The organism is Pseudonocardia sp. HH130629-09 (genome assembly GCF_001294645.1).
Classification (GTDB): domain Bacteria; phylum Actinomycetota; class Actinomycetes; order Mycobacteriales; family Pseudonocardiaceae; genus Pseudonocardia.
Genome location: NZ_CP011868.1, coordinates 4,959,675 through 4,982,399 on the forward strand (window position 1 = coordinate 4,959,675; position 22,725 = coordinate 4,982,399).

General features: G+C 74.4%; 18 protein-coding genes and 2 pseudogenes. 6 read left to right on the forward strand and 14 right to left on the reverse strand.

Annotation, left to right across the window (positions count from 1 at the left end; translation table 11 throughout):
• Positions 1–80 precede the first annotated feature (80 nt).
• Positions 81–665, reverse strand: a complete 585-nt coding sequence (locus XF36_RS23015; protein WP_060714916.1) for a TetR/AcrR family transcriptional regulator — start codon at positions 663–665, stop codon at positions 81–83.
• Between the two features lie 116 nt (positions 666–781).
• Between XF36_RS23015 and XF36_RS23020 the strand changes: the two genes are divergently transcribed.
• From XF36_RS23020 to XF36_RS23030, 3 genes are all read left to right on the forward strand, one after another.
• Positions 782–1,942, forward strand: a complete 1,161-nt coding sequence (locus tag XF36_RS23020) for a threonine aldolase family protein (protein ID WP_060713578.1) — start codon at positions 782–784, stop codon at positions 1,940–1,942.
• A gap of 364 nt (positions 1,943–2,306) precedes the next feature.
• Entirely contained in the window at positions 2,307–3,293 is a 987-nt protein-coding gene (locus tag XF36_RS23025; RefSeq protein ID WP_193393983.1) for an ATP-binding cassette domain-containing protein, read from the forward strand.
• A complete protein-coding gene (locus XF36_RS23030; RefSeq protein WP_060713579.1) occupies positions 3,290–5,440 on the forward strand; it encodes a YhgE/Pip domain-containing protein in 2,151 nt (716 codons plus the stop codon). Before XF36_RS23025 ends, XF36_RS23030 begins: the two co-directional genes overlap by 4 nt.
• Positions 5,441–5,447: 7 nt before the next feature.
• On the opposite strand, the gene XF36_RS23035 is transcribed toward XF36_RS23030, so the two are convergent.
• The 7 genes from XF36_RS23035 to acs form a co-directional block, all read right to left on the reverse strand.
• Positions 5,448–6,566, reverse strand: coding sequence for a pyridoxal phosphate-dependent aminotransferase (locus XF36_RS23035; RefSeq protein WP_202968593.1), 1,119 nt, complete (start codon positions 6,564–6,566; stop codon positions 5,448–5,450).
• A gap of 164 nt (positions 6,567–6,730) precedes the next feature.
• Positions 6,731–6,940, reverse strand: coding sequence for a hypothetical protein (locus XF36_RS31815; protein WP_145981470.1), 210 nt, complete (start codon positions 6,938–6,940; stop codon positions 6,731–6,733).
• A 199-nt stretch (positions 6,941–7,139) separates the two neighbouring features.
• Positions 7,140–8,408 (reverse strand): phosphoribosylamine--glycine ligase, encoded by a 1,269-nt coding sequence (gene purD, locus XF36_RS23040; RefSeq protein ID WP_060713580.1) that lies wholly within the window; start codon positions 8,406–8,408, stop codon positions 7,140–7,142.
• Between the two features lie 50 nt (positions 8,409–8,458).
• Positions 8,459–9,409, reverse strand: a complete 951-nt coding sequence (locus XF36_RS23045; protein ID WP_060713581.1) for an alpha/beta fold hydrolase — start codon at positions 9,407–9,409, stop codon at positions 8,459–8,461.
• Positions 9,410–9,415: 6 nt separating this feature from the next.
• Positions 9,416–9,937, reverse strand: a complete 522-nt coding sequence (locus XF36_RS23050) for a phage holin family protein (protein WP_060713582.1) — start codon at positions 9,935–9,937, stop codon at positions 9,416–9,418.
• A 133-nt stretch (positions 9,938–10,070) separates the two neighbouring features.
• Positions 10,071–10,514, reverse strand: coding sequence for an alternative ribosome rescue aminoacyl-tRNA hydrolase ArfB (arfB, locus tag XF36_RS23055; RefSeq protein ID WP_086002413.1), 444 nt, complete (start codon positions 10,512–10,514; stop codon positions 10,071–10,073).
• A 42-nt stretch (positions 10,515–10,556) separates the two neighbouring features.
• Positions 10,557–12,533: an acetate--CoA ligase gene (gene acs / locus XF36_RS23060; RefSeq protein WP_060713583.1), complete on the reverse strand. Its 1,977-nt coding sequence runs from the start codon at positions 12,531–12,533 to the stop codon at positions 10,557–10,559.
• A gap of 336 nt (positions 12,534–12,869) precedes the next feature.
• Here acs and XF36_RS23065 point away from each other — a divergent pair, with 336 nt between their 5' ends.
• Positions 12,870–13,622, forward strand: coding sequence for a hypothetical protein (locus XF36_RS23065; RefSeq protein WP_060713584.1), 753 nt, complete (start codon positions 12,870–12,872; stop codon positions 13,620–13,622).
• Between the two features lie 844 nt (positions 13,623–14,466).
• Here XF36_RS23065 and XF36_RS23070 read toward each other — a convergent pair.
• From XF36_RS23070 to XF36_RS23080, 3 genes and pseudogenes are all read right to left on the reverse strand, one after another.
• Positions 14,467–15,455: pseudogene (locus XF36_RS23070) on the reverse strand (IS256 family transposase); the annotation flags it as partial.
• A 173-nt stretch (positions 15,456–15,628) separates the two neighbouring features.
• A pseudogene (locus XF36_RS23075) lies at positions 15,629–15,868 on the reverse strand (transposase); the annotation flags it as partial.
• A gap of 480 nt (positions 15,869–16,348) precedes the next feature.
• Positions 16,349–17,308, reverse strand: coding sequence for an HAD family hydrolase (locus XF36_RS23080; protein ID WP_238588993.1), 960 nt, complete (start codon positions 17,306–17,308; stop codon positions 16,349–16,351).
• 670 nt (positions 17,309–17,978) lie between these two features.
• Between XF36_RS23080 and ssd the strand changes: the two genes are divergently transcribed.
• Positions 17,979–19,070, forward strand: a complete 1,092-nt coding sequence (ssd, locus tag XF36_RS23085; protein WP_060714918.1) for a septum site-determining protein Ssd — start codon at positions 17,979–17,981, stop codon at positions 19,068–19,070.
• A complete protein-coding gene (locus XF36_RS23090) occupies positions 19,067–20,224 on the forward strand; it encodes a TadA family conjugal transfer-associated ATPase (protein WP_060713586.1) in 1,158 nt (385 codons plus the stop codon). Before ssd ends, XF36_RS23090 begins: the two co-directional genes overlap by 4 nt.
• Positions 20,225–20,377: 153 nt before the next feature.
• On the opposite strand, the gene XF36_RS23095 is transcribed toward XF36_RS23090, so the two are convergent.
• From XF36_RS23095 to XF36_RS23105, 3 genes are all read right to left on the reverse strand, one after another.
• Positions 20,378–21,088: a recombinase family protein gene (locus XF36_RS23095; RefSeq protein ID WP_060713587.1), complete on the reverse strand. Its 711-nt coding sequence runs from the start codon at positions 21,086–21,088 to the stop codon at positions 20,378–20,380.
• A 176-nt stretch (positions 21,089–21,264) separates the two neighbouring features.
• Positions 21,265–21,978, reverse strand: coding sequence for a type II secretion system F family protein (locus XF36_RS23100; protein ID WP_082375597.1), 714 nt, complete (start codon positions 21,976–21,978; stop codon positions 21,265–21,267).
• Entirely contained in the window at positions 21,975–22,688 is a 714-nt protein-coding gene (locus tag XF36_RS23105; protein ID WP_060713588.1) for a type II secretion system F family protein, read from the reverse strand. Before XF36_RS23105 ends, XF36_RS23100 begins: the two co-directional genes overlap by 4 nt.
• Positions 22,689–22,725: the final 37 nt, after the last annotated feature.

Genomic DNA, 22,725 nt, shown 5'->3' on the forward strand with positions numbered 1-22,725 from the left:
TGGCGCGATGGTAATGGCTGCTCACGGCCCCGCCACGGTCGGGAGCACAGGCTCACACCCGGGGGCTCACACCCGGGGGCTCACGTCCGGGGCAGCACGTCCAACGCCTCGCGCAGGGCGACCCGGCCGACCGCACGCGGGTCGGGGTCGGCCTCGATCAGCGCGGTGAGGACGACGCCGTCGACGAGCGCGGTCAGCCTGCGGACCTCCCCCGGCCCCGGGCGACGGCCGGTCGCGCGGGTGAGAGCCTCGTCGAGCAGGGCGTCGAACTCGACGCGCTGGGCCCGCAGCAGCCCGGCCAGGAACGGGCGCCTGCCGGAGCCGATCAGCCGCTCGAACCGGCACAGGACGGCGTCGAGGCCGTCGGTGCGCGAGCGCGGCCCGAGAAGCAGGTCGAGCACGATCTCGGCCGGGTCGTCGCGCCGGGCGAGGCAGTCGTGGGCGTCCGCGAGCTCGGTGCGGGCCAGCCGGTCGAGCGCGGCGGACACCAGGTCCTCCAGCGAGGAGAAGTAGTACGTGGTGGCGGCCAGCGGCACCCCGGCGCGCTCGGCGACGGCGCGGTGGCGGATCGCGTCGAACCCGCTCTCGGCCAGCAGGTCCGCTGCTGCCGCCACCAGCAGGGCGCGGCGCCGTTCACCCTTCTCGGTCTGTTTCGGGGCCGCCATCGCCACATAGTGCCAAGACAGGCCCCATCCGGACGAGTGAGATACCGGACTCGACGCCCAGGTGGGACAGGGGACCGTGACCGTTTCGTGACCCTGCCGTTCTCACCGTGACCGGTATGGAACAGACTGGAGGCGTGCGCCCGTCACCCAGAAGCCGCTGGTCGTCGCGTGGTGGCACGCGCGGCACGGCGGCCGCCCCGGCCCCCGGTGAGCCCGTCGACCTGCGGTCGGACACCGTCACGCTGCCGACCGAGGCGATGCGCCGGGCGATGGCCGAGGCCGAGGTCGGCGACGACGTGCTCGACGGCGACCCGACCATGCGCGAGCTGGAGGAACGGGTCGCCGGCCTGCTCGGCGCCGCCGACGCGCTGTGGACCCCCACCGGGTCGATGGCCAACCTGATCGCGCTGATGAGCAGGCTCGGCCGAGGCGAGGCGTTCCTCGCCCCGCAGGGTGCCCACGTGCTCGACTTCGAGCTGGGCACGGCCGCCTGGCTGGCCGGCGGGATGCCGCGGCCGCTGCCGCACGACGCGGGCCCCGGCAAGGTCACCGCCGCGGCGGTGCGCCGGGCCGCCGTCGACGACGGCTCCTACGCCGCGCTGCGCCCGGTGCTGCTGTGCCTGGAGAACACGCACAACTCCGCGGGCGGCACCGTGACCGCTCCGGAGGAGCACGCCGCCGTCGCCGCGGCGGCACGGGCCGCCCGGCTGTCGGTGCACCTCGACGGCGCCCGGTTGTGGAACGCCGCGGTCGCACTCGGGGTCCCGCCGGGCGCGCTGACCGTCGGCGCCGACACGGTCGCGGTGTGCCTGTCCAAGGGGCTGGGTGCGCCGGCCGGGTCGGTCGTCGCGGGGTCGGCGGAGTTCGTCGAGCACGCCCGGCGGCTGCGCAAGATGCTCGGCGGCGGCGTCCGGCAGGGTGGGGTGCTGGCCGCGGCCGGACTCGTCGCGCTGGAGGAGATCGACCGGCTCGCCGAGGACCACGACCTCGCGACGCGGCTCGCCGCCGGGCTGCGCGAGCGCGGCTGGCGGGTCCGCGAGCCGCAGACCAACATCGTGCTGGTGGACGTGGCCGACGTGCGCGGCACGATCGCCACGTTCGCCGAGGCCGGGGTCCGCGCAGGTGCCATCGCGGGCAAGCTGCGGCTGATGACCCACCGCGACGTCGGCGACAAGCACATCAAGGCGGCACTGGACCGGATCGGCGAGGTCGGCCCGGCCAGCACCGGCTCCCCGGGTGGTCCCGGGATGCTGCCCCGCACCGCCCTCGGCAACTGAGGCCGCCGCCCCGCTCCACCGTCGATCCGGTCGGGAACCCGTCGGGCGGCATCGGCAGCGGGCACGCGGCCGCCGCGGCGGCGACCGTCGCCGCGTCGGAGGCCCGTCGTCGCCGCCGTCACGGTGTCGCGCAGAGTCAACTCACTGTCGTCCGAGGTCAAGTCGGCCCGCACGATCGGGTCCACACTGGGCGACGGCCGGACGCCGGAGCAGGCGTCGGCCTAGGCTTCCGCCGCCGTCGTGCCCGTGCGTCCGCACCGCTGCGCGCCGGTGGCCCCGACCCCCGACCGGTGCCGGTGAGCTGCGCGGACCCGCGATCGCCGGGAGTCGCGCGGCCCGTGGCACCCAGGACAGCAGGACCGTCATGACCAGCTCCACCCCCTCGTCCGCCCTCGTCTCCGCATCCGATCCGGAGACGGCCCTCGTCGCCGATGGCGTCGCCGTCGACGGCGCCCACGGGGTGCTGCTCGCGCCGACCTCGCTGCGCGCCGTCGCCGGCTCGGTCCTGCTGGTCACGGGCACCCCCGGGTCCGGGCACACCGCGCTCGCGCTGGCGCTCGCCGGGCGGATGCGGCCCGACCAGGGCACCGTCACCCTCGACGGCGACGACGACCCCCGTCGGCTGCGCCGGGCCGTCGCCGTCGTCGACACACCGGGGGTCAGCGAGCCGGAGCCGGTGCTGCCGCTGCGGACCGTCGTCGGCGAGGAACTGGCGATGGCCGGGCGCGGCACCACCCCGCGGGCGGTGACCGAGTGGCTGGGCGCACGGGGCGCCGAGAGCTGGGTGCGCTCACGGTTCGAGGACGTGCCCGCACCCGTGCGGATCGGGCTGATGACCGCACTCGCCGCGTCCCGGCCCGGGGTGCGGGTGCTCGTCCTGACTGCGCCGGACCGGCACGGCGGCACGCCGGTGACCTGGTGGCAGGTGGCCTCCGAGCACGCCCGTGCCGGGTTCACCGTGATCGTGACCTGCACCGAGGGGTCGGCGGCGCTGCTGGGGGTGCCGGCGGTCCGGCTCGGCGGCGGCGACGCCGGCGCGTTCCCGGAACCGCCCGGGCGGCACAGCAGGCCCGAGGACCCGACGGGGCCGCTGACCGTCGTCGCGCGGCAGGGGGCCGACGACCTGCCCCAGGGCTGGACCCGGCGGCTGCTGCGCCGCCCGTCCGGGGCCGCGCCGGTCCCCGACCCGGGCACAGCCATCGGCACCGAGGACGCCGGTACGGCGATCCCGCCCGGTGCGGAGCCCGCCCCGGAACCGCCCGACGCCACCGAACCCCCCGGGTCCACGGCCGACAGCGGGACCAGCGGGAACGACACCACCGGGAACGACACCACGGAGAGGACCTCATGAGCGCGGTCAGGATGGCGATCAGCGAGCTGAGGCGGATCACCGCCGGGCGGCTGCCGGTCCTGGCCGTGCTCGCCCTGCTGCTGATCCCGATGCTCTACGCGGGGTTCTACCTCTACGCCAACGGCGACCCCTACTCCCGCCTGGACCAAGTGCCCGCCGCGCTCGTCGTCGAGGACACGGGTGGCGCCGACGCCGACGGGAAGGCCCAGAACGTCGGCCAGGACGTCGCCACGGAGCTGACCGAGTCCGGCTCGTTCGACTTCCACCGGGTCTCCGCCGCCGAGGCCGACCGCGGTGTGCGCGACAACGTCTACACCTTCGCCCTGACGATCCCCCGCGACTTCACCGCGGCCCTGCAGTCCTCCGGTGAGTTCACCCCGCGCCAGGGGATCCTCGTGCTCACCACGAACGACGCCAACAACTACCTGGCCCGCACGATCGCCGACACCCTCACCACCCGGGTCCGCGAGTCGGTCGCCAAGGAGGTCGGGACGCAGGCCGCGGACCGGTTCCTCACCGGCTTCTCCACCATCCACTCCAAGACCCAGGAGGCCGCGGACGGCGCCGGGACGCTCGCCGACGGCGCGGCGACCGCCCACGACGGGGCGGGCCAACTGGCCTCCGGGGCGGGCGAGCTCGCGTCCGGGCAGCGCCGGCTCCTCGACGGCGCGACGCAGCTCTCCGGCGGCGCCGACCGGCTCGCGACCGGGGCGGGGAGCCTCGCCTCCGGTGCCGGGACCGCGGCGACCGGGGCGGACCGGCTGTCCTCGGGCGCGGGTGAGCTCGCGACCGGGCTCGGCACCCTCCGCAGCGCCACCGCGGACCTGCCCGCGCAGTCGCGCAGGCTCGCCGACGGCGCCCGCCAGGTCGCCGACGGCAACGCGCAGCTGGCCGCGGCCGGGGACCGGGTCGCCCAGGAGAGCGCCCGGCTCGCCGACCAGCTCGACGCCGCGGACGGCACCATCGCCGCGTCGCTGCGCGAACGCGGTTTCACCGACGAGCAGGTCCAGCAGGCCCTCGCCGCGCTGGCGACGGCCAAGCAGCCGCTCGTCGACGGCAACGCCCGCGTCCAGCAGGTGTCCGGGCAGCTCGACCGGCTGGGGTCCGGCGCCGGGCAGGTCGCCGACGGTGCCGAGCAGCTGGCCGCGTCCGCGCCGCAGCTCAGCCAGGGCATCGCGAGCGCCGCCGACGGGGCCGGGTCCCTGCGCGACGGCGCGAGCGAGCTGTCCGGCGGCGTGCGGAAGCTCGCCGACGGCTCCACACAGCTGTCCACCGGCGCCACCGCGCTGCGGACCGGGGCGGACCAGCTCGTCGCCGGGGAGCGCACCGCCGTCGACGGCACCGACCGGCTCGCCGACGGGGCGCGCCGGCTCGACGCCGGCACCGGCGAGCTCGCCGGCGGTGCGACGCAGCTGCACGACGGCCTGGCCTCGGGGCTGGGCGACATCCCGAACCCGGCACCGGGGGTCCGGGAGGCCACCGCCGCGAACATCGGCGACCCGGTCGCCACCCGCGACGTCGCCTACTCCCAGGCCGACACCTACGGCGCCGGGTTGGCCCCGGTCTTCATGGCGCTGGCCACCTGGATCGGTGGCTACGTGCTGTTCCTGCTGGTCCAGCCCCTGTCCCGGCGGGCGATCGCGGCCGGGCAGAGCCCGCTGCGGATCGCGCTGGGCGGCTGGATCCCGGCCGGCCTGCTGGGGATCGTGCAGGTCACCGGCATGTACGCGGTGGTGTCGCTGCTACTGGGTATCGCACCGGTGCACCCGGCCGCGACGCTGGCCCTGCTGTGGATGACCTCGATGACGTTCACCGCGATCGTGCACGCCCTCAACGCGCTGCTCGGCGCGGTCGGGCAGTTCCTCGGGCTGGTCCTGATGGTGCTGCAGCTCGTCTCGGCGGGCGGCACGTTCCCGTGGCAGACCATCCCCGCGCCGCTGTACCCGGTGCACCACGTGATGCCGATGGGCTACGCCGTCGACGCGCTGCGGCACCTCATGTACGGCGGTGAGCTGGCCGGTGTCGTCGGGACGGCGGTGCCTGTGCTGGTGGCCTGGTTCGTCGGCGCGCTGGCACTGGCGACGTTCGCGGCGTACCGCAAGCGGGTGTGGACGGCGACGGCGGTGAAGCCCGAGCTGGTGCTCTGAGGCCCGTTCAGACCCAGGCCCGCAGCCGCTCCAGCGCCTCGGTGATGGCCTCCGGCGTCCCGGCGCAGGAGAAGCGGACGTAGCCGCCGCCGTCGACCGGGTCGAAGTCCTGCCCCGGTGCGACGGCGATGCCGGTCTCGTCGAGCAGCCTGTAGGTCAGGCCCATCGAGTCCTCGCCGTCGTGCAGCAGGTGCGCGATGTCGGCGTAGACGTAGAACGCGCCGTCGGCGGGGGCGAGCCGGGTGATCCCGAGTGCGCGCAGTCCGTCGAGGAGGAGGTCGCGGTTGCGGCCGTAGCGCACGACGTGGGCGTCGGCCTCGGCGTAGCTCGCCTCGTCGAACGCGGCGAGCGCGGCGTGCTGGGGCAGCGCCGGAGGGCAGACGGTGAAGTTGCCGGCGAGGCCCTCGACGGTGCGCCGCAGCCGCGGTGGGCAGACCAGCCACCCGAGCCGCCAGCCGGTCATCGAGAAGTACTTCGAGAACGAGTTGACCAGCACGGCCTCGCGGGAGGTCTCCCAGGCGCTGCTCGTCGCGGGGCTGCCCGGGAAGGTGATGCCGTGGTAGATCTCGTCACTGACGAGCTGGATGCCGCGGTCCTCGCAGTAGGACGCGAGCGCGGCGAGCTCGGTGGGGTCGAGGACGGTGCCGGTGGGGTTCGCCGGGCTGGCCACGATCAGGCCCTTCACCGGCTCGTCGAGCGCCTCGAGCATCTCGACCGTGGGCTGGAACCGGGTGGCGGGACCGCACGGCAGCTCGACGACCTCGCAGCCCAGCGCGGCGAGGATGTTGCGGTAGCAGGGGTAGCCGGGACGGGCCATGGCCACGCGGTCGCCCGCGTCGAACGCGGCGAGGAAGGCCAGCAGGAACCCGCCGGAGGACCCCGTGGTGAGGACGACGTCACCCGGGTCGACGTCCAGGTCCCGGGTCCGCCGGTAGTGCCCGGCGACGGCCTCGCGCAGCTCCGCGATGCCGGGCGCGACGGTGTAGCCGAGCACCTGCGACCCCAGGGCGGCGACGGCGGCCGCGCGGACCGGTCCCGGCGCCGGGGTCGAGGGCTGCCCGGCCGAGAGGTTGATCAGGTCGCCGTGGGTGCGGGCCCGCTCGGCGGCGGCGGCCCAGACGTCCATGACATGGAACGGGGCGACGGCGACGCGGGCGGCGACGGTCAGGCGGGTCACGCCGCCGAGCCTAGGCGGCGGCCCGCGGAGGACCGGACCGCGCGCCCGGGTGGGAGCCCCTCCCGGGCGCGCGGTCAGTCACGAACCGGGGCGGGCACGGGGCCCGCCCGGTGTCACTCGGCCTCGAAGCCCAGGGCGTCGACGACCGCGCCGACCTGCGCGTCGGTGTCGGCGACGGTCTCGTCGAGGTACTCGGCGACCGGGGTCAGCTCGGCCGCCTGCGCGGTACCGGTGAACGCCAGGGCGGCGAGCGGCGCGGCGACGACGCCACCCACGAGGGCGAGGGCGCGACGACGACGGGCCTGCTGGGGAGCGTGGGCCATGATGATCCTCCTGAGGTTCAGGGGCACCGGCTGTGCCCCTGTGCCACAGGACGATTCCCCGCCGCACCGGTGGAGATCAAATCCTGGTGTCCGTTTTAACCGGCTCTTCATGATCATCGAACAACCGGCCTTCGAACACCCAGGTGGACCCATTCGGACTAATCGCGCTAGGCCATACGGGCGTTACGCGGCGGTAACATCAACCCTGCGCAACCGGGACGCTGACCTCGCCCCGCTCGGCCTTGAGACCGATGTCGGTGCGGTGGTGCGAGCCCGCGAGGCGGACCGGCGTCAGCCGCGCGTAGGCCTCGGCCCGGGCGGCGGCGAGGTCGGAGCCGGTGCCCACGACCGACAGCACGCGCCCGCCGGAGGAGACGACCGCGCCGTCGTCGCGGCGACGGGTGCCGGCGTGCAGCACGCCGTCACCCTCGGCGCCGGTGATGACGTCACCGAGCCGCGGGGTGGCCGGGTACCCCTCCGCGGCGACGACGACGGTCACCGCCGCCCCCTCGGCCCACTCGATCGCGGGCTGCTCGGCGAGGGTGCCGATCGCGGTGGCGAACAGCAGCTGCGACAGCGGGGTGCGCAGCAGCGCCAGCACGGCCTGGGTCTCCGGGTCCCCGAAGCGGCAGTTGAACTCGATGACCGCCGGGCCCTCCGAGGTCAGCGCGAGACCGGCGTAGAGCAGCCCGGTGAACGGGGTCCCGCGGCGCACCATCTCCTCGGCGACCGGCGCGACGACCCGGGCGACGAGCTCCTCGGCAAGGTCCTCGCCCGCCCAGGGCAGCGGGCAGTAGGCGCCCATGCCGCCGGTGTTGGGGCCGGAGTCGTCGTCGCCGACGCGCTTGAAGTCCTGCGCGGGCAGCAGCGGCACGACGGTGGCACCGTCGACGAGGCAGAACAGCGACGCCTCGGGCCCGTCGAGGAACGACTCCAGCAGCGCCGGGTGGCCGGCGTCGAGCAGCCCGAGGGCGTGCGCGCGGGCCACCTCGACGTCGTCGGACACGACGACGCCCTTGCCCGCGGCCAATCCGTCGTCCTTGACCACGTAGGGCGGGGTGAACACCGACAGCGCGGTGTCGAGGTGCGCCGGATTGTCGACGACGACCGACGAGGCCGTCGGCACCCCCGCCGCGCTCATCACGGCCTTCGCGAACGCCTTGGACCCCTCGATCCGGGCCGCCTCGGCGCTCGGGCCGAAGCAGGGGATCCCGGCCTCCCGGACCGCGTCGGCCGCGCCGTTGACCAGCGGACCCTCCGGCCCGATGACGACGAGGTCGGCCTTCCAGGTCCGCGCCAGCTCGACGACGGCACCGTTGTCGGTGACGTCGAGCCCGAGCTGCTCGGACACCGCGGCCGTTCCCGCGTTGCCGGGGGCGACGGCGAGCGCCGTCACCTCCGGGTCCTGCGCCAGAGCCACGGCGATGGCGTGCTCACGCGCACCGCTTCCCACGATCAGGATCCGCACGGTGGCCGAGCGTATCCGTGCACGTCGGACGACGGGGAACCGGTCTCGGATCAGCCGTCGCAGCGCTGCAGGTGGGCACCGATCAGGGCGGTGACGTGTGTGGGGTGTTCCTGCTGCGGGAAGTGCCCGGTGGCCGGGAGCGTGTGGTGGGTCAGCCCGGCGCCGGCGAACCGCTCGTCGCCGCGCATGGTGGTGTCGAGCACGCACGGGTCGTCGGCCCCGTGCACCTGCAGCACCGGCACCCCCACCGGCCGGGAGACCTCACGGGCGAACCGGTGGCCGTCGGGGCGCAGCTGGGAGCGCATCGACCAGCGGTAGTACTCGAGGCTGCAGTGGGCCACGGTGGAGATCCGCATCGCCTCGGCGTTGCGGGCCACGACGTCGGCGAAGTCGGCGGTCGCGGCCCACTCCGGCCCCGCCCAGGCCCGCATGATCCGGCCGACCCGGGCGCCGCCGTCGGCGCGCAGCGAGCGCTCCGGCAGCCGCGGCAGCTGGAACCCGGCCATGTAGCGGCTGGCCGCCCCCTGCCCGAGGGGGTCGCGCAGCAGCGCGTCCCGCATCACGATCGGGTGCGGCGCCCCGAGCCCGGTGAGCGAGACGACCAGACGCGGGTGCAGCGTGGCGACCGTCCAGCCGATCGTGGCGCCCCAGTCGTGCCCGACGACGTGGGCGCGCGACTCCCCGAGCGCCCGGATCAGCCCGGCGCAGTCCCCGGCGAGGGTCCACAGGTCGTAGCCCCGGGGAGGCTTGTCGGTGTCGCCGTAGCCGCGGAGGTCGGGCGCGACGGCCCGGTAGCCGGCGTCGCCGAGGGCGAGGAGCTGGTGGCGCCAGGTCCACCAGAACTCCGGGAAGCCGTGCAGCAGCACGACCAGCGGGCCGGTCGGTGGGCCGTACTCCGCGAGGTGCATGCGGATGCCGTTCGCCGACACCGCACGGTGCGTCCACGGACCGGGGATCCGGACGACCGAGGGGCCGGGCGGAGTGCCGGCAGTCGCGGACACGTCGGATCAGCCCGCGGCTGCGTGCCGCCCGGAGGTGCCGTCGGCGATCTCGCGGACGTTGTCGCGGTCACCGCGCTGGCCGCGCTGGGCGAGCACCTGCGCGGAGTCCTTGAGCGATTCGATGGTGCGCTCCGGCTTGCGGATCTTGCGGACCCGCAGGTAGCCGAGGAAGCCGAACAGGCCGGCCACGAGCAGCATGAACAGGAACGTGATCCCGAAGCCAGCGGCACGGTTGAGCCAAATCGAGAGGAACTCGGCGAGGGTGAAGAACAGGTAGAACAGGCTGAACAGCCCGATCACCGCGGCGATCACGAAGAAGACGCTGCCCTGCACGCCCTTCTTCACCTCGGCCGTGACCTCGGCCTTGGCGAGCTCCACCTCCGACCGGACCAGGGTCGAGAGATGGGTGGTGACGTCCTTCGCGAGGGCGCCGAGGGACGCGTCGCGCGGCCCCGGCTCGTTCGTGAGCGGGATCGAGGGCAGGACCGGCGGAACCTCCGCGTTGCCCGACTGGCTGTTGCTGGCCACCGTCTTCCCTCCTGCTGGTGCACTCGCCTGCCCGGGGTGCTGGGGATCCCCCGGACGGCCGTCGTTCGGTGAGCCGCCATCGTGCCACGGGGTCCGCCGGGCTGCTCGGCTGCGCCACGCCGGGGACGGGGCCTCACTCGTCCGGGCGGCCGCGCAGCTTCTTGATCTGTCCGCGCCGGTTCTTGGCGTCGAGCCTGCGGCGCTGCGACCCGCGCGTCGGGCGGGTGGGGCGACGGGTGCGCGGGCCCGCCGCGGTCGCCTCGCCGAGCAGGGTCGCGAGCCGCCCACGGGCGGCCTCGCGGTTGCGGAGCTGGCTGCGGTGCTCGGACGCGACGACAGTCAGCACGCCGTCGACGAGCCGGTTCGCCAGCCGCGACAGGGCCCGGTCGCGCAGGTCCTCGGGGACGCTCGGCGAGCCCGCGAGGTCGAAGGACAGCTCCACCCGGGAGTCGGTTGTGTTGACGCCCTGCCCACCGGGCCCCGAGGCGCGGGAGAACCGCCAGCTCAGCTCGCGGGCGGGCACGACGAAGCCGCGCCGCACCTCGATCGGGTCGTCCACCACCCCAGTGTCGCCCATCGGTCCCGGGCCCCGCGGCACGCGCGGGGCCCGGGGACCCGGTCAGTCCTCCTTGGACTCGCTCATGCCGGACGAGATCAGGTCCATCACCGACGAGTCGGCGAGGGTCGAGACGTCGCCGACGTCCCGGTTCTCGGCGACGTCGCGCAGCAGGCGGCGCATGATCTTGCCGGAGCGGGTCTTCGGCAGCTCCTCCACGACCAGGATCTGGCGCGGCTTGGCGATCGGGCCGATCTCCTTGGAGACGTGGTCGCGGAGCGCCTTGATGGCCTGCTCGCCCTTCGCCTCGTCCTTCGACGCGCTCCCGCGCAGGATCACGAACGCGACGATCCCCTGGCCGGTGGTCTCGTCGGAGGCGCCCACGACCGCGGCCTCGGCGACGGTCGGGTGGCTGACCAGCGCCGACTCCACCTCGGTGGTCGAGATGCGGTGCCCGGAGATGTTCATGACGTCGTCGACGCGGCCGAGCAGCCAGATGGCGCCGTCCTCGTCGTACTTGGCGCCGTCGCCTGCGAAGTAGTAGCCCTGCTCGGCGAAGCGGGACCAGTAGGTCTCCTTGTAGCGCTCGGTGTCGCCCCAGATGCCGCGCAGCATCGACGGCCACGGCTTGTCGAGGACGAGGTAGCCGCCCTCGCCGTTGCCGACGGGGGTGCCGGTGTCGTCGACGACGGCGGCCGAGATGCCCGGCAGCGCACGCATGGCCGAGCCCGGCTTGGTCGCGGTGACGCCCGGCAGCGGGGCGATCATCTGCGAGCCGGTCTCTGTCTGCCACCAGGTGTCGACGATCGGGCAGCGCTCCTTGCCGATCTTCTCCCGGAACCACATCCAGGCCTCGGGGTTGATCGGCTCGCCGACCGTGCCGAGCACCCTGAGCGAGGACAGGTCGTACTTCGCGGGGATGTCCTCGCCCCACTTCATGAACGTGCGGATCAGCGTCGGGGCGGTGTAGTAGATCGAGACCTTGTACTTGTCGACGATCTCCCAGTGCCGGCCCTCGTGCGGGGTGTTCGGCGTGCCCTCGTAGATCACCTGCGTGGCGCCGTTCGCGAGCGGCCCGTAGACGATGTAGGTGTGCCCGGTGACCCAGCCGATGTCGGCGGTGCACCAGTAGACGCTCTCGCCCGGCTTGTGGTCGAACACCACGTCGTGGGTGTACGCGGACTGCGTGAGGTAGCCGCCGGAGGTGTGCAGGATGCCCTTCGGCTTCCCGGTGGTGCCCGAGGTGTAGAGGATGAACAGCGGGTGCTCGGAGTCGAAGGACTCCGGGGTGTGCTGGTCGGACGCACCGTCGACGACGTCGTGCCACCACACGTCGCGGCCGTCGGTCCACGGCACGTCGGTCTCGGTCCGCTTGACGACGAGGACCCTCTCGATCGAGGTGCCCGCGACGGCCTCGTCGGTGTTCTCCTTCATCGGGGCCGGCTTGCCGCGGCGGTACTGACCGTCGCTGGTGATCAGCACCTTGGCCTCGGCGTCCTCGATGCGCGCCTTGAGCGCGCCCGGGGAGAACCCGCCGAACACGACGCTGTGCAGCGCGCCCAGGCGGGCGCAGGCCAGCATCGAGAACACGGCCTCGGGGATCATCGGCAGCTGGATGGCGACGCGGTCACCCTTGCCGACGCCCAGCTCGGTCAGCGCGTTCGCGGTCTTGGAGACCTCGCGCTGCAGGTCGGCGTAGGTGATGGTGCGGGAGTCTCCGGGCTCGCCCTCCCAGTGGATGGCGACGCGGTCGCCGTTGCCGGCCTCGACGTGCCGGTCGGCGCAGTTGTAGGCGACGTTCAGCTCACCGCCGACGAACCACTTCGCGAACGGGGGCTGCCAGTCCAGGACGGTGCCCCACTTCTTCGTCCAGTGCAGACGGTCGGCCTGCTCGGCCCAGAACCCCTCGCGGTCGTCATCGGCACGGTCGTACCAGTCGGCGGTGGCGTTCGCCTGCGACGCGAACTCCTCCGACGGTGGGAACGACCTGCTCTCGCTGGAGAGCGCGCTGAGCGCGGAACTCTTCTCGGACTCGGCCATGTCCTGGTGTCCTCCTCGACGCGGCGGGTCACTTCGGGCCGACGTGGCGGCCTCGGGCGCACTCGGTGTGCGCACACGTGTGCGGTCCGACGCTAGTGAACCGTCCTCGCCCGTGCACCGTCTGTCGGGACAGGTACCGACCGGACGCCAACGCCACACCTGACCGTCCGCGCAGGTGGGGAGCCGTTCCCGGGTGCGACAGGGTGTCCGCGGGACCCCCGAGGGCGAGCGGGCGGATGTCCGGCGGTCGACGGATCACCACGACCGGGCGCCGAGCGGTCCACACCGCAGGGGTACTTACCGGGCGGTAGCCCGCCGGTTGGGACGATGACGTCCATGGCCCGCCCCGCAGCAGCCGATCCACTCGCCCCGCTCGCCGCACTCCCCGGCGTCGCCGAGGCGGTCGCCCGCGCCCGCGACGCGGCCACCGAGGTGCACAACCAGCCGGTCAACCGGCGCGGCTGGCCCGCGACGGCTGCCGAGGCCGCCCTGCGCGCCGCCCGCTCCTCCGCCGCGATCGACGGGGCCCCGCTGCGGCCGGTCACCGCCGACCACGTCTCCGACCCGGTCCTCGCGGGCGCCGTCCGGATCGCCGACGAGCGCGCCAAGCTCCTCGACACCTGGCGCCGGGCCCCGCTGCAGGGGCTCGCCCGGCTGCACGTGCTGGCCGCGGGGGACCTCGTGCCCGCCGACGAGCACGAGCAGGTGCTGGGCAGGCCGCGCCCGGCGACGTCGGCACGGCTCACTGCACTGGCCGACCTGATCGGCGGGGGCACCTCGGTGCCGGCTCCGGTGCTGGTCGCCGTCGTGCACGGCGAGCTGCTGACCCTGGCGCCGTTCGGCACCGCCGACGGGGTCGTGGCCCGGGCGGCGGCCCGGCTGACCGCGATGTCGACCGGGTTGGACCCGCGCGGTCTGTCGGTGCCCGAGGTGGGGTTCCTGCGCCGCACCGCGGAGTACCGGGAGGCCGCGGCGGCGTTCGCCTCCGGGACGCCCGACGGACTGGCCCGCTGGATTGTCCACACCTGCGCGGAGTGGGAGGCGGGCGGCCGGGAGGGCCTGTCGATCGCCGCCGCGCAGTCCGGCTGAGCGCATGAAGGGAGCCGGGTGGTGCCCCGAAGGGCGCCACCCGGCCCGACGCGGGAACCGGCGTCCTGGCGTGCACTACGTGCCGTGTTGCGCGGCCTCGGCGCCCGGCGTCCCGGTTCGCAGGCCCACGACGACATGCCTCCCGCGGCGTGCTCGGCGTGGACGTGGCCCGGTCCCCACGTACGGAGCCCGGTCAGGGGAGACGCCTCTTCTCCTCCGAGACGCCCCTGGCCCGGCCGGGGTCCGTGGCTCCTTCGTAGACCCGGAAAGTGATGTGAGCAACCCCCTCACCGATGTGCACCGGTTCAGCAGCACAGGGTGACCGGCGACGACCGCCGGGAGGTGCACGACGACGCACGGACGGCGGTCGCGGTCGGGGCTCTGGGCGCGTGCCTGCGCCGCGGTTTGCGCAACTGACAGGGTTCGCACGCCCACACCTTCCGCACCGCGGCACCCCGTCCGGGACCGCCTACATCGGCTTGACCGGCCGCGTTGTTGGACGGCGTCGGTGTTGTCGGACGGCGTCGGTGTTGTCGGACGGCGTCGGTGTTGTCGGACGGCGTCGGTGTTGTCGGACGGCGTCGGCCACGCCGGGCCGCTCCGGTCGAGCCGTCCGCCCGCCGCGCCTGCCTATCCGCCCACACCTGCCCGTCGCCCCGGTCACCAGCCCACCAGGTGCGCCGTGGGGCCGTGCGACGCCGTCGATCAGTACATGAGCGCTGGTGGCCGCTGTCTGGGCAGCACTCATGTACTGATCGACAGAGAGCCGGCGCTGGACGGCGCGGCACGGGGTGACGTCCCCTCGGATGGTGTAAGTCGCTCGCGAGGGTCTCTGCAGGTCAGATCATGCCGTGATGAGTCCGGGTCCGGCCACTGTTTCGTCGCCGGGCGGTGGTGGTGCGAGCAGCGCCATGGTGGCTTCGCCGAGGTAGCGGCGGTCACCGGCCTGCCACTCGTCGTGAGCCTCGACCAGGACGGCGCCGGCCAGGCGCAGCAGCGCTTCGGGGTTGGGGAACACCCCGACGACATCGGTGCGGCGTTTGACCTCCTTGTTCAGCCGTTCCAGCGGGTTGGTCGACCAGATCTTCTTCCAGTGCGCGGCGGGGAAGTCGGCGAAGGCCAGCAGGTCGGGAGCGGCGTCACGCAGCATCGTCTCGACCTTGGCTGATTGGCGGCCGAGCATCCCTGCGATCACGTTGAGCTGCTCCCGGACCATCTCCGCCTTCGGCTGGGCGAAGATGGTGCGGATCGCGGCGGCGACCATCTCGGCGTTGCCCTTGGGGACCTGAGCGAGAACGTTGCGCAGGAAGTGCACGCGGCAACGCTGCCAGGCCGCGCCGAGCAGCACCGCCGAGATCGCCTGCTTGAGCCCGGTGTGGGCATCGGAGATCACCAACTGCACGCCGCCGAGCCCGCGGGCCTTCAGGCTGCGCAGGAACGCAGTCCAGAACGCCCCGTCCTCGGAGTCACCAACGGCGAAGCCGAGGACCTCGCGCCAGCCATCGCGCGGACCCCGGTGGCGATCACCACCGCCTGGGACACCACCCGGTGATTCTCCCGAGCCTTGCAGTAGGTGGCGTCGAGGAACACGTAGGGGAAGGGTTGCTCGGCCAGGGACCGGTCCCGGAACGCTCCGACCTCGGTATCGAGGTCGGAGCAGATGCGGGAGACCTCGGACTTGGAGATTCCGGAGTCGGCACCAAGGGCCTTGACCAGGTCGTCGACCTTCCTCGTCGAGACGCCGTGCAGGTAGGCCTCCATCACCACCGCGAACAACGCCTGGTCGACCCGACGTCGGCGCTCGAGCAGCGACGGGAAAAGCTCCCGGTGCCTAGTGAGCCTTTTTCAACCTGACCAGCGAGCTTCTGCGTCAGGAGATCGCGAAGGTTGCAGCGCAACTGCTCTGACCACAGCTGCACAGGTCACCGGCTCGCCAGCTCGGCGTCTGCACCCACACAACCAGGCCCCTGAGCTGCCGGAACGGCAGGTTGAAAAAGGCTCACTAGCTTAGGGATCCGCAGCTCCAGATCACCGGCAGTGGTCGACAGGGTGCGGGTGCGGTGCCCGTTGCGCTGGGCGGTCCGGACGTCGGTGCGTTCGTGCAGCGCGGCGCCGATCGTGTCGGTGAGCTCGGCTTCGATCAACGCCTGATAGATCGTCTCCGCGGCGGTGCGGACACGGTCACCGACATCAGCGACCTTGAGAGCGTCGAGGACTTCGAGCAGGGCAGACTGGTCCAGGGCCATCGCGTGGCACCTCTCTACGTGTTCCTTGGCGGGTACACGCAGAGACTCACGCGGTGGCCCCTCCTACGTAGTCAGCCACGCCGGACAGGGCCGCTACTTCCACCACCAACGGGGACGTCACCGCGCCGTACCCCCGCACGGTCCAACCGGGCACCGCACCTGCGCCCCGCTCCATGCCCGCCCCGCTCCATGCCCGCCCCGCGCCCCCTGTTCCGGCGGCCCCCTGTTCCGGCGCCCTGCCCTGTCGCCCCTTGTCCCGTGCCGCCCCTCCTCACGGATCGATCAGCACATGAGCGTCGTCCGGGGCGCCGCGACCAGCACTGACGCGCTGATCGACGAGTACCGGGCTCGCGCGGCCGAGCGCTCCCCGGTCATGCAGTGCGCAGGAATCGGGCGGGGCGAGCCGAGAACACTGGTCGCGCGAGGTGCGGACCACCCGACGTCGGGCAGCGCCGACCTGTCCCCAGGCCGGCCGTCGTGTCAGCGACTGCCGCGGGCGGAACGGGTGACGGCTGCGCCCGCCAGCAACGCCGCGAGCACCCCGCCGACCGCGGCCGCGCCGAGCATCGCCGGGTCCCGCCACGGCCCCGCCGCACCGACCCCGCCGGCGTCCGGACCCTCCGCCTCGATGGCCGAGCCGGCGGGAGCACCGCCCCGGGCCCCGGCCGCGAACCGGTCCGACAACCGGTCGCGCATCCGGAACAACCGGTCCCGCCGGGACGCCGCGCGGACGAACGCGAGCACCGGCCACCCCCGCTCACGGGCGATCGCCCGCAGCTCGCGGTCGGGGTTCACGACGGACGGCTGGCCGACCGCCTCCAGCAGCGGCAGGTCGGTGATCGAGTCGGTGTAGGCGGCGCAGTGCGCGAGGTCGAACCCCAGCTCCTCGGCGATCTCCCGGGCCGCGACGGCCTTGCCCTCGCCGTAGCAGTAGAACTCGATCTCCCCGGCGTAGCGGTCGTCCACGACGTGCATCCGCGTCGCCCGGAACCGTTCGATCCCGACCAGCTCGGCGATCGGCTCGACGACCTCGAGCCCCGACGCCGACAGCAGCACGATCTCCGCCGCCTGTCGGCGGTGGTGTTCGATCAGCCGGAGCGCCTCCGGGTAGACGAGCGGACCGATGATCTCCTGCAGCGTCTCGGCGACGATCGTGCGGACCCGCGCCACCTCCCAGCCCTTGCAGATCAGGACCATCCGACGGCGCAGGGTGTCCATCGTGGACGCGTCCGCCCCGGCGAGAACGAGTAGCAGCTGGGTCCACGCCCCGCGCAGGACGGTCGCGCGGTCGATCAGACCGGCACGGGCGAACGGCCGCGCGAACGCCAGCGCACTCGACCCGGCGATGATCGTGTTGTCGAGGTCGAGGAACACCGCCTGGGGGGCGGTGGCACCGGCGGTCCGGTCCGGTGCGGCGGGGGCTCTGGAGGTCTCGGGCACAACGTCCAGCGTGCCCGAAACGCGGAGCGCACGTCCCCGGCCCTCCGCTCCGTCCACATCCTCGACCGTCGACCCCACGGTGTGCCCCACCGTCCCTGCACCGCTCCGCCCGGCTGCGAGCAGACCGATGCGCAGCAGCGGAGAGTGACCGGCCGCATGCGGCCGGTCGCCCGGACGCGCCCACCGGTCAGTGGCGCACTTCACGCCGTCGGGAGCCGGGAGTGACGTCGTCACCAGTACCGGTCGGCGCAGGCCACGGCCGGAGTATGGGCGCGACCGGCATGTTCCGGCTACAGTTGACCGAGCTCGGACCTGGTCCGAGCGGGTTCAGCTCGACCCCCCGGGGCTGAACCGCCCGACGGCCCCCGCCAATCCCCCTGGCGGGGGTCGTCCTACGTCCGGGCCGGGACGGACACGGTCGTGTCCCACGCCTCCGCCTCCGCGCCCTTCCTCGTGGCTCCGGCGCCGCTCCTGCGTCCCACGCCCGCGAGGGCCCGCCCCTGTGCTCCATCCTCCCGCGCGGGGCCGACGGAACCGGGGAGTTGTCCACAGGCCGAGCCGTTTCCACGAAGTTGTCCACAGGCTCGCGATCGAGGCCGGCGGAGCCCTCCCGAGGCCGCACGCTCGATACCGGGGCTCGCACCGGCGGGCCGGTGTGGAGGACGACGCGATGGACCGGCGCTGCCTGATCGTGGCCGACGATCCCGAGCTGCTCGACGCGCTGCTACGGCTCGCGGCAGCAGCCGACATGGACGCCCAACGCGCGGTCGACGCGGCCGACGCCCGCCGGGCCTGGGCCCGTGCACCGGTCGTCCTACTCGACCGGTCCGGGGCCCGGCGCTGCGGCGAGGCCGGTTTCCCGCGCCGCGACGGCGTCGTGATCACCGTCTACGGCGAGCCCGCCGCGGAGGACTGGCAGCTCGCCGTCGCCCTCGGCGCGGACAGGGTCGTGCAGCTCCCCCAGGGCGAGGCGGGCCTGGCCGGGATCCTCGCCGACGCCCGGGAACGCGCAGCGGGCGACGGGCGGGCGGGCCGGGTGCTGGCCGTGGTCGGCGGCTGCGGTGGGGCGGGTGCCTCGGTGCTCGCCACCGCGGTCGCGCTGACCTCCGCGCGAGCCGGGGAGTCCGCGCTGCTGGTCGACTGCGACCCGCTCGGCGGCGGCATCGACCTGATGGTCGGGCTGGAGCAGGAGGCCGGGCTGCGCTGGCCGGAGCTGTCGGTCGGCGACGGCCGGGTACGCGCCGCGTCGCTGCACGCCGCGCTCCCACGGGCCGGGTCCGGGCGCACCGCGTTGTCGGTGCTGTCCTGCGCGCGCTCCCCGCACGGACCCGAACCGGCCGCGGTCACCGCCGTCCTCGACGCCGGGCGCCGCGCGGGCGGCACGGTCGTGTGCGACCTGCCCCGCTACCCCACCGATGCCGCGCTCACCGCTCTCGGCAGAGCCGACCTGACCGTCCTGGTGGTGCCCGCCGGGCTGCGGTCCTGTGCCGCGGCCGCCCGGGTCGCCGACGTGCTCGCGGAGCATGCCCGGGCTGTGGAGCTCGTCGTGCGCGGGCCGTCCCCCGGCGGGATCACGCCCGATGAGGTCGTCACCTCTCTCGGGCTGCCGCTGCTCACGACCATGCGGCCCGAGCGGGACCTCGCTGGCGCTCTCGAACGGGGCCGCACGCCCGGTTCCGGGCGGGGCCCGCTGGCCACCGGGGCCCGGACCGTGCACGAGCGCCTCTCCGGTACGGCCGGCATCCGGCAGGCGGCGTCGTGAACCCGCTGGTCGACCGGGTGCGGGCCCGGCTGGCCGACGCGGGCGGCGAGACCGGGCCGGCCGCCGTCGCCGCTGCGGTGCGGGCCGAGTCCGGTGGGGTCGCGTCCGATCTGGACGTCCTCGCCGCGCTCCGCACCCTGCGCCAGGAGCTCACCGGAGCGGGCCCGCTCGACGCGCTGCTGCGCGACCCGATGACCACCGACGTGCTGGTCACAGCGCCCGACGCCGTCTGGGTCGACCGCGGCGACGGACTGCGCCGCACCGGCATCACCTTCACCGACGAGTCCGCGGTCCGGCGACTCGCCCAGCGCCTGGCGCTCGCCGCGGGCCGCCGCCTCGACGACGCGAGTCCCTGCGTCGACGGCAGGCTCCCCGACGCCGGGGTCCGGCTACACCCCGTCCTCCCACCGGTGGCGGCGGCCGGGACCGCGATCTCGCTGCGGGTGCTGCGTCCCGCCGGGCACGACCTGGCCGCGCTCCGGCGGACCGGCACCCTCGACGCGACCGGCGAGGCGCTGCTGCGCGCGATCGTCGGCGCCCGGCTGGCCGTGCTCGTGGCCGGCGGGACGGGGAGTGGCAAGACCACTCTGCTCAATGCGCTGCTGGGCGCGGTCGACCCGGGCGAGCGCCTGATCACCGTCGAGGACGCCGAGGAGCTCTCCCCACGCCACCCGCACGTCGTGCGGTTGGTCGCCCGGCCGCCGAACATCGAGGGCTCGGGCGGGGTTCCGCTGCGCGAACTGGTGCGTCAGGCGTTGCGGATGCGGCCGGACCGGCTGGTCGTCGGCGAGGTCCGCGGCGCCGAGGTGTGCGACCTGCTGGCGGCGATGAACACCGGTCACGACGGCGGCGGCTGCACCGTGCACGCGAACTCGGTCCGCGAGATCCCGGCCCGGATGCGCGCACTGGCCGGGCTCGGCGGGATGTCCCCCGCCGCGCTCGACGGGCAGCTGACGGCCGCCGTGCAGGTCGTGCTGCACATGCGACGCCGCCCCGGCGCCGGTCGGACGCTCGACGAGATCGGTGTGCTGGGCCGCTCCGACGACGGCACCCCCCACGTCACCGCCGTCTGGAGCCGCGGCTCCGGGGTAGGACCGGGCCGCGACGAGCTCGCGACGCTGTTGCGCGAGCGCGGGGTCGGTGTGCCGTGCTGAGCGCACTTCCCGGGACACCGCAGGGCGTGACGGTCCCCGTCCTGCTAGCGCTGGCGGTGCTGACACTGAGCCTTTTTCAACCTGACCAGCGAGCTTCTGCGTCAGGAGATCGCGAAGGTTGCAGCGCAACTGCTCTGACCACAGCTGCACAGGTCACCGGCTCGCCAGCTCGGCGTCTGCACCCACACAACCAGGCCCCTGAGCTGCCGGAACGGCAGGTTGAAAAAGGCTCACTGTCTGGACACCACGGGCGTTCAGGTCTCGGACGATCCCGGCCAGTCGTTCCCCGGCGAGCACGCGGGCCACGATCTCCCGCACGGTCGGTGCGGTGCCCTGCTTATCAGGGATCAGGACCAGCCCCGAGCCCTCCGGGTTCTGCTCCGAGCGGTACCCCGCCGGGAGGACTCCGCCGCGCCACCGGCCGGACCGGATCAGGTACTGCGATGACGCGGTGTTCCTGTCGCTGATCGACGTCAGCTCCATCTCGGCCAGCGTCGCGAGGATGTAGACCAGCATCCGGCCGACCGGGGTCGCGATGTCGATCGCGTCTTGCACCGTCGCCAGAGTCTTATCGTGGTCGGTCAGGAAGTTGACCAGCGACGACATGTCCCTGGCGTTGCGACCGACCCGGTCCAACTTCCACGCAACGATCACGTCGAACTCGTCCAGTCGATCCCGCAACCACGGCCCGGCACCTACTCGCTTCAGCGGGTCCACGGCGCCGGACGTGTCCAGGTCTTCGGCGATGCCGACCACGGACCAGCCGCGTTCCTGGCAGTAGCGCTCACACGCCTGTCGCTGCCTCTCCGGCGACATCGTGGCGTCGGTGACCCGAGACAACCGGATCAGGATCAGGGCACGCACAGGACGATTCTAGGCGGTGTGTCTAACGATCAGCTGAGTACTCGACGGTGGACATGCCGTCGTCGTCCGAGGCGAGTGCGCGGAGCCGGCGGTGCAGCAGGGAACGGGTGAGGGTCATCGGTGTCTCCTTCGTCGGGGGCCCGCGGAGTGCGGACCCGGTTGCCGCGCGGCGGTGGTCACCACCGTGCGAACGCCTCCCCGGCCAGCCCGATCACGACCGGCACGATGCCGAGGACCAGGAAGGCGGGCAGGAAGCAGAGCCCCAGCGGGGCGGTGATGCGGACAGCGGCGCGCTGCGCCCGCTCCTCGGCGAGATCCGCCAGCCCGGCGCGCAGCCGGGCGGCCTCCGCCGCGGCGGAGCGTCCGAGGGCGGCACCGGTGCGGGCCGACCGGCCCGCCGCGCGGGCGAACCCGGCGAGTTCGGGGACCGGGCCGGCGGCGGCCCAGGCGTCGTCGGGGTCGGCGCCCAGCGCCAGCAGGCCCGCGACCCTGCGCAACGCCTCACCGGCCGGGCCGTCGAGCCGCCGGGCCGCGGCTCCGACGGCGTCAGCCACGGCGAGACCGGCGGCGAGGCAAGTCGCCAGGAGGTCCCAGGCGGCGGCCAGATCCGCGGAGTCCACCGACGCGGCCGGCCCGCGGGCCGCCCACCGGGCGAGCCACAGCAACCCGCCGCCCAGCGTGGCGCCGACGACCGCGCCGCCCATCCCGCCGAGGGCTCCGCCGAGCGCGGCCCCGGCGGGAACGAGCACCGCGAGGACCGCGGTGCGGGGCGGCGCCGCGGCGGTCGTCGCCCCGGTGACGGCACGCAGCCCTCGCAGCCGCCCCGGTCCGGGACGCCCGCAGCCGACGACCAGGGCGAGCGCGGCGAGCCCGAGTGCGGCCGCGGTCACGTCGGCACCGCCGCACGCAGGATCCGGTCGGCCCACGCCGCCCCCACGACCGTGAGGCCGACCCCGGTCAGCAGCAGCGCGGGCCCGTGCAGCCCGGTACGCAGCACGGTCAGCGGCGCGATGCCCATCAACTGCCCGAGACCGATCCCGGCCAACGGCAACGCGGTCAGCACCGACGCCGTCGCCCGAGGCCCGGCGAGCTGGGCTCGCACCCGGGCTCCGTGCGCGACCCGCCAGCGGATGTCGTCGAGCAGACCGGTGAGCAGGTCGGCGAGCGGGGCACCGTGGGTGTCGGCGAGCTCCCAGGCCGAGGCGACCCGCTCGACGTCGCGCCGGGCCGGGCCCCGCGCCGTCCGACGCAAGGCCTCGGGGACCGGCTCGCCGATCCGCGCGGCCACCGCGGCCGGCTCGAGCAGCGCGCGGGCGAGCGGCCCGTCGTGCACGTGCCCGGCCAGCGCGGCCGCGGGGTGCGCGCCGGTGCGCAGCTCGTCGGTGATCCGGGCGAGTGCGTCGGCGAGCTCGGCCGCCGTCGACCCGGCCCGGTCCGCGGCCCGCCGTGTGGCGATCCGGCGCCGCACTCCCCATACCACCCCCGCTGCGCACACCGCGCCGGCGGGGCCCAGGAGCAGCCACCCCAGCGGGGCGGCGAGCAGCGGCAACGGCGGAGCGAGCAGCCGGGCCGTCGGCAGGGCGGTCCCGGTGCCGGTCACGGCCCGCCACCGGGACCGCCCCGGCGCCGCGGGCAGT

What these genes read in the sequence shown, in the direction of transcription:
- XF36_RS23065 (WP_060713584.1), top strand. Translation starts at nt 12,870, where the DNA reads ATGGCCCGCCCCGCAGCAGCCGATCCACTCGCCCCGCTCGCCGCACTC.
- XF36_RS31815 (WP_145981470.1), bottom strand. Translation starts at nt 6,940, where the DNA reads ATGGCCCACGCTCCCCAGCAGGCCCGTCGTCGTCGCGCCCTCGCCCTC.
- XF36_RS23030 (WP_060713579.1), top strand. Translation starts at nt 3,290, where the DNA reads ATGAGCGCGGTCAGGATGGCGATCAGCGAGCTGAGGCGGATCACCGCC.
- arfB (WP_086002413.1), bottom strand. Translation starts at nt 10,514, where the DNA reads ATGGGCGACACTGGGGTGGTGGACGACCCGATCGAGGTGCGGCGCGGC.
- XF36_RS23020 (WP_060713578.1), top strand. Translation starts at nt 782, where the DNA reads ATGGAACAGACTGGAGGCGTGCGCCCGTCACCCAGAAGCCGCTGGTCG.
- XF36_RS23025 (WP_193393983.1), top strand. Translation starts at nt 2,307, where the DNA reads ATGACCAGCTCCACCCCCTCGTCCGCCCTCGTCTCCGCATCCGATCCG.
- ssd (WP_060714918.1), top strand. Translation starts at nt 17,979, where the DNA reads ATGGACCGGCGCTGCCTGATCGTGGCCGACGATCCCGAGCTGCTCGAC.
- XF36_RS23035 (WP_202968593.1), bottom strand. Translation starts at nt 6,566, where the DNA reads ATGGACGTCTGGGCCGCCGCCGCCGAGCGGGCCCGCACCCACGGCGAC.
- acs (WP_060713583.1), bottom strand. Translation starts at nt 12,533, where the DNA reads ATGGCCGAGTCCGAGAAGAGTTCCGCGCTCAGCGCGCTCTCCAGCGAG.
- XF36_RS23015 (WP_060714916.1), bottom strand. Translation starts at nt 665, where the DNA reads ATGGCGGCCCCGAAACAGACCGAGAAGGGTGAACGGCGCCGCGCCCTG.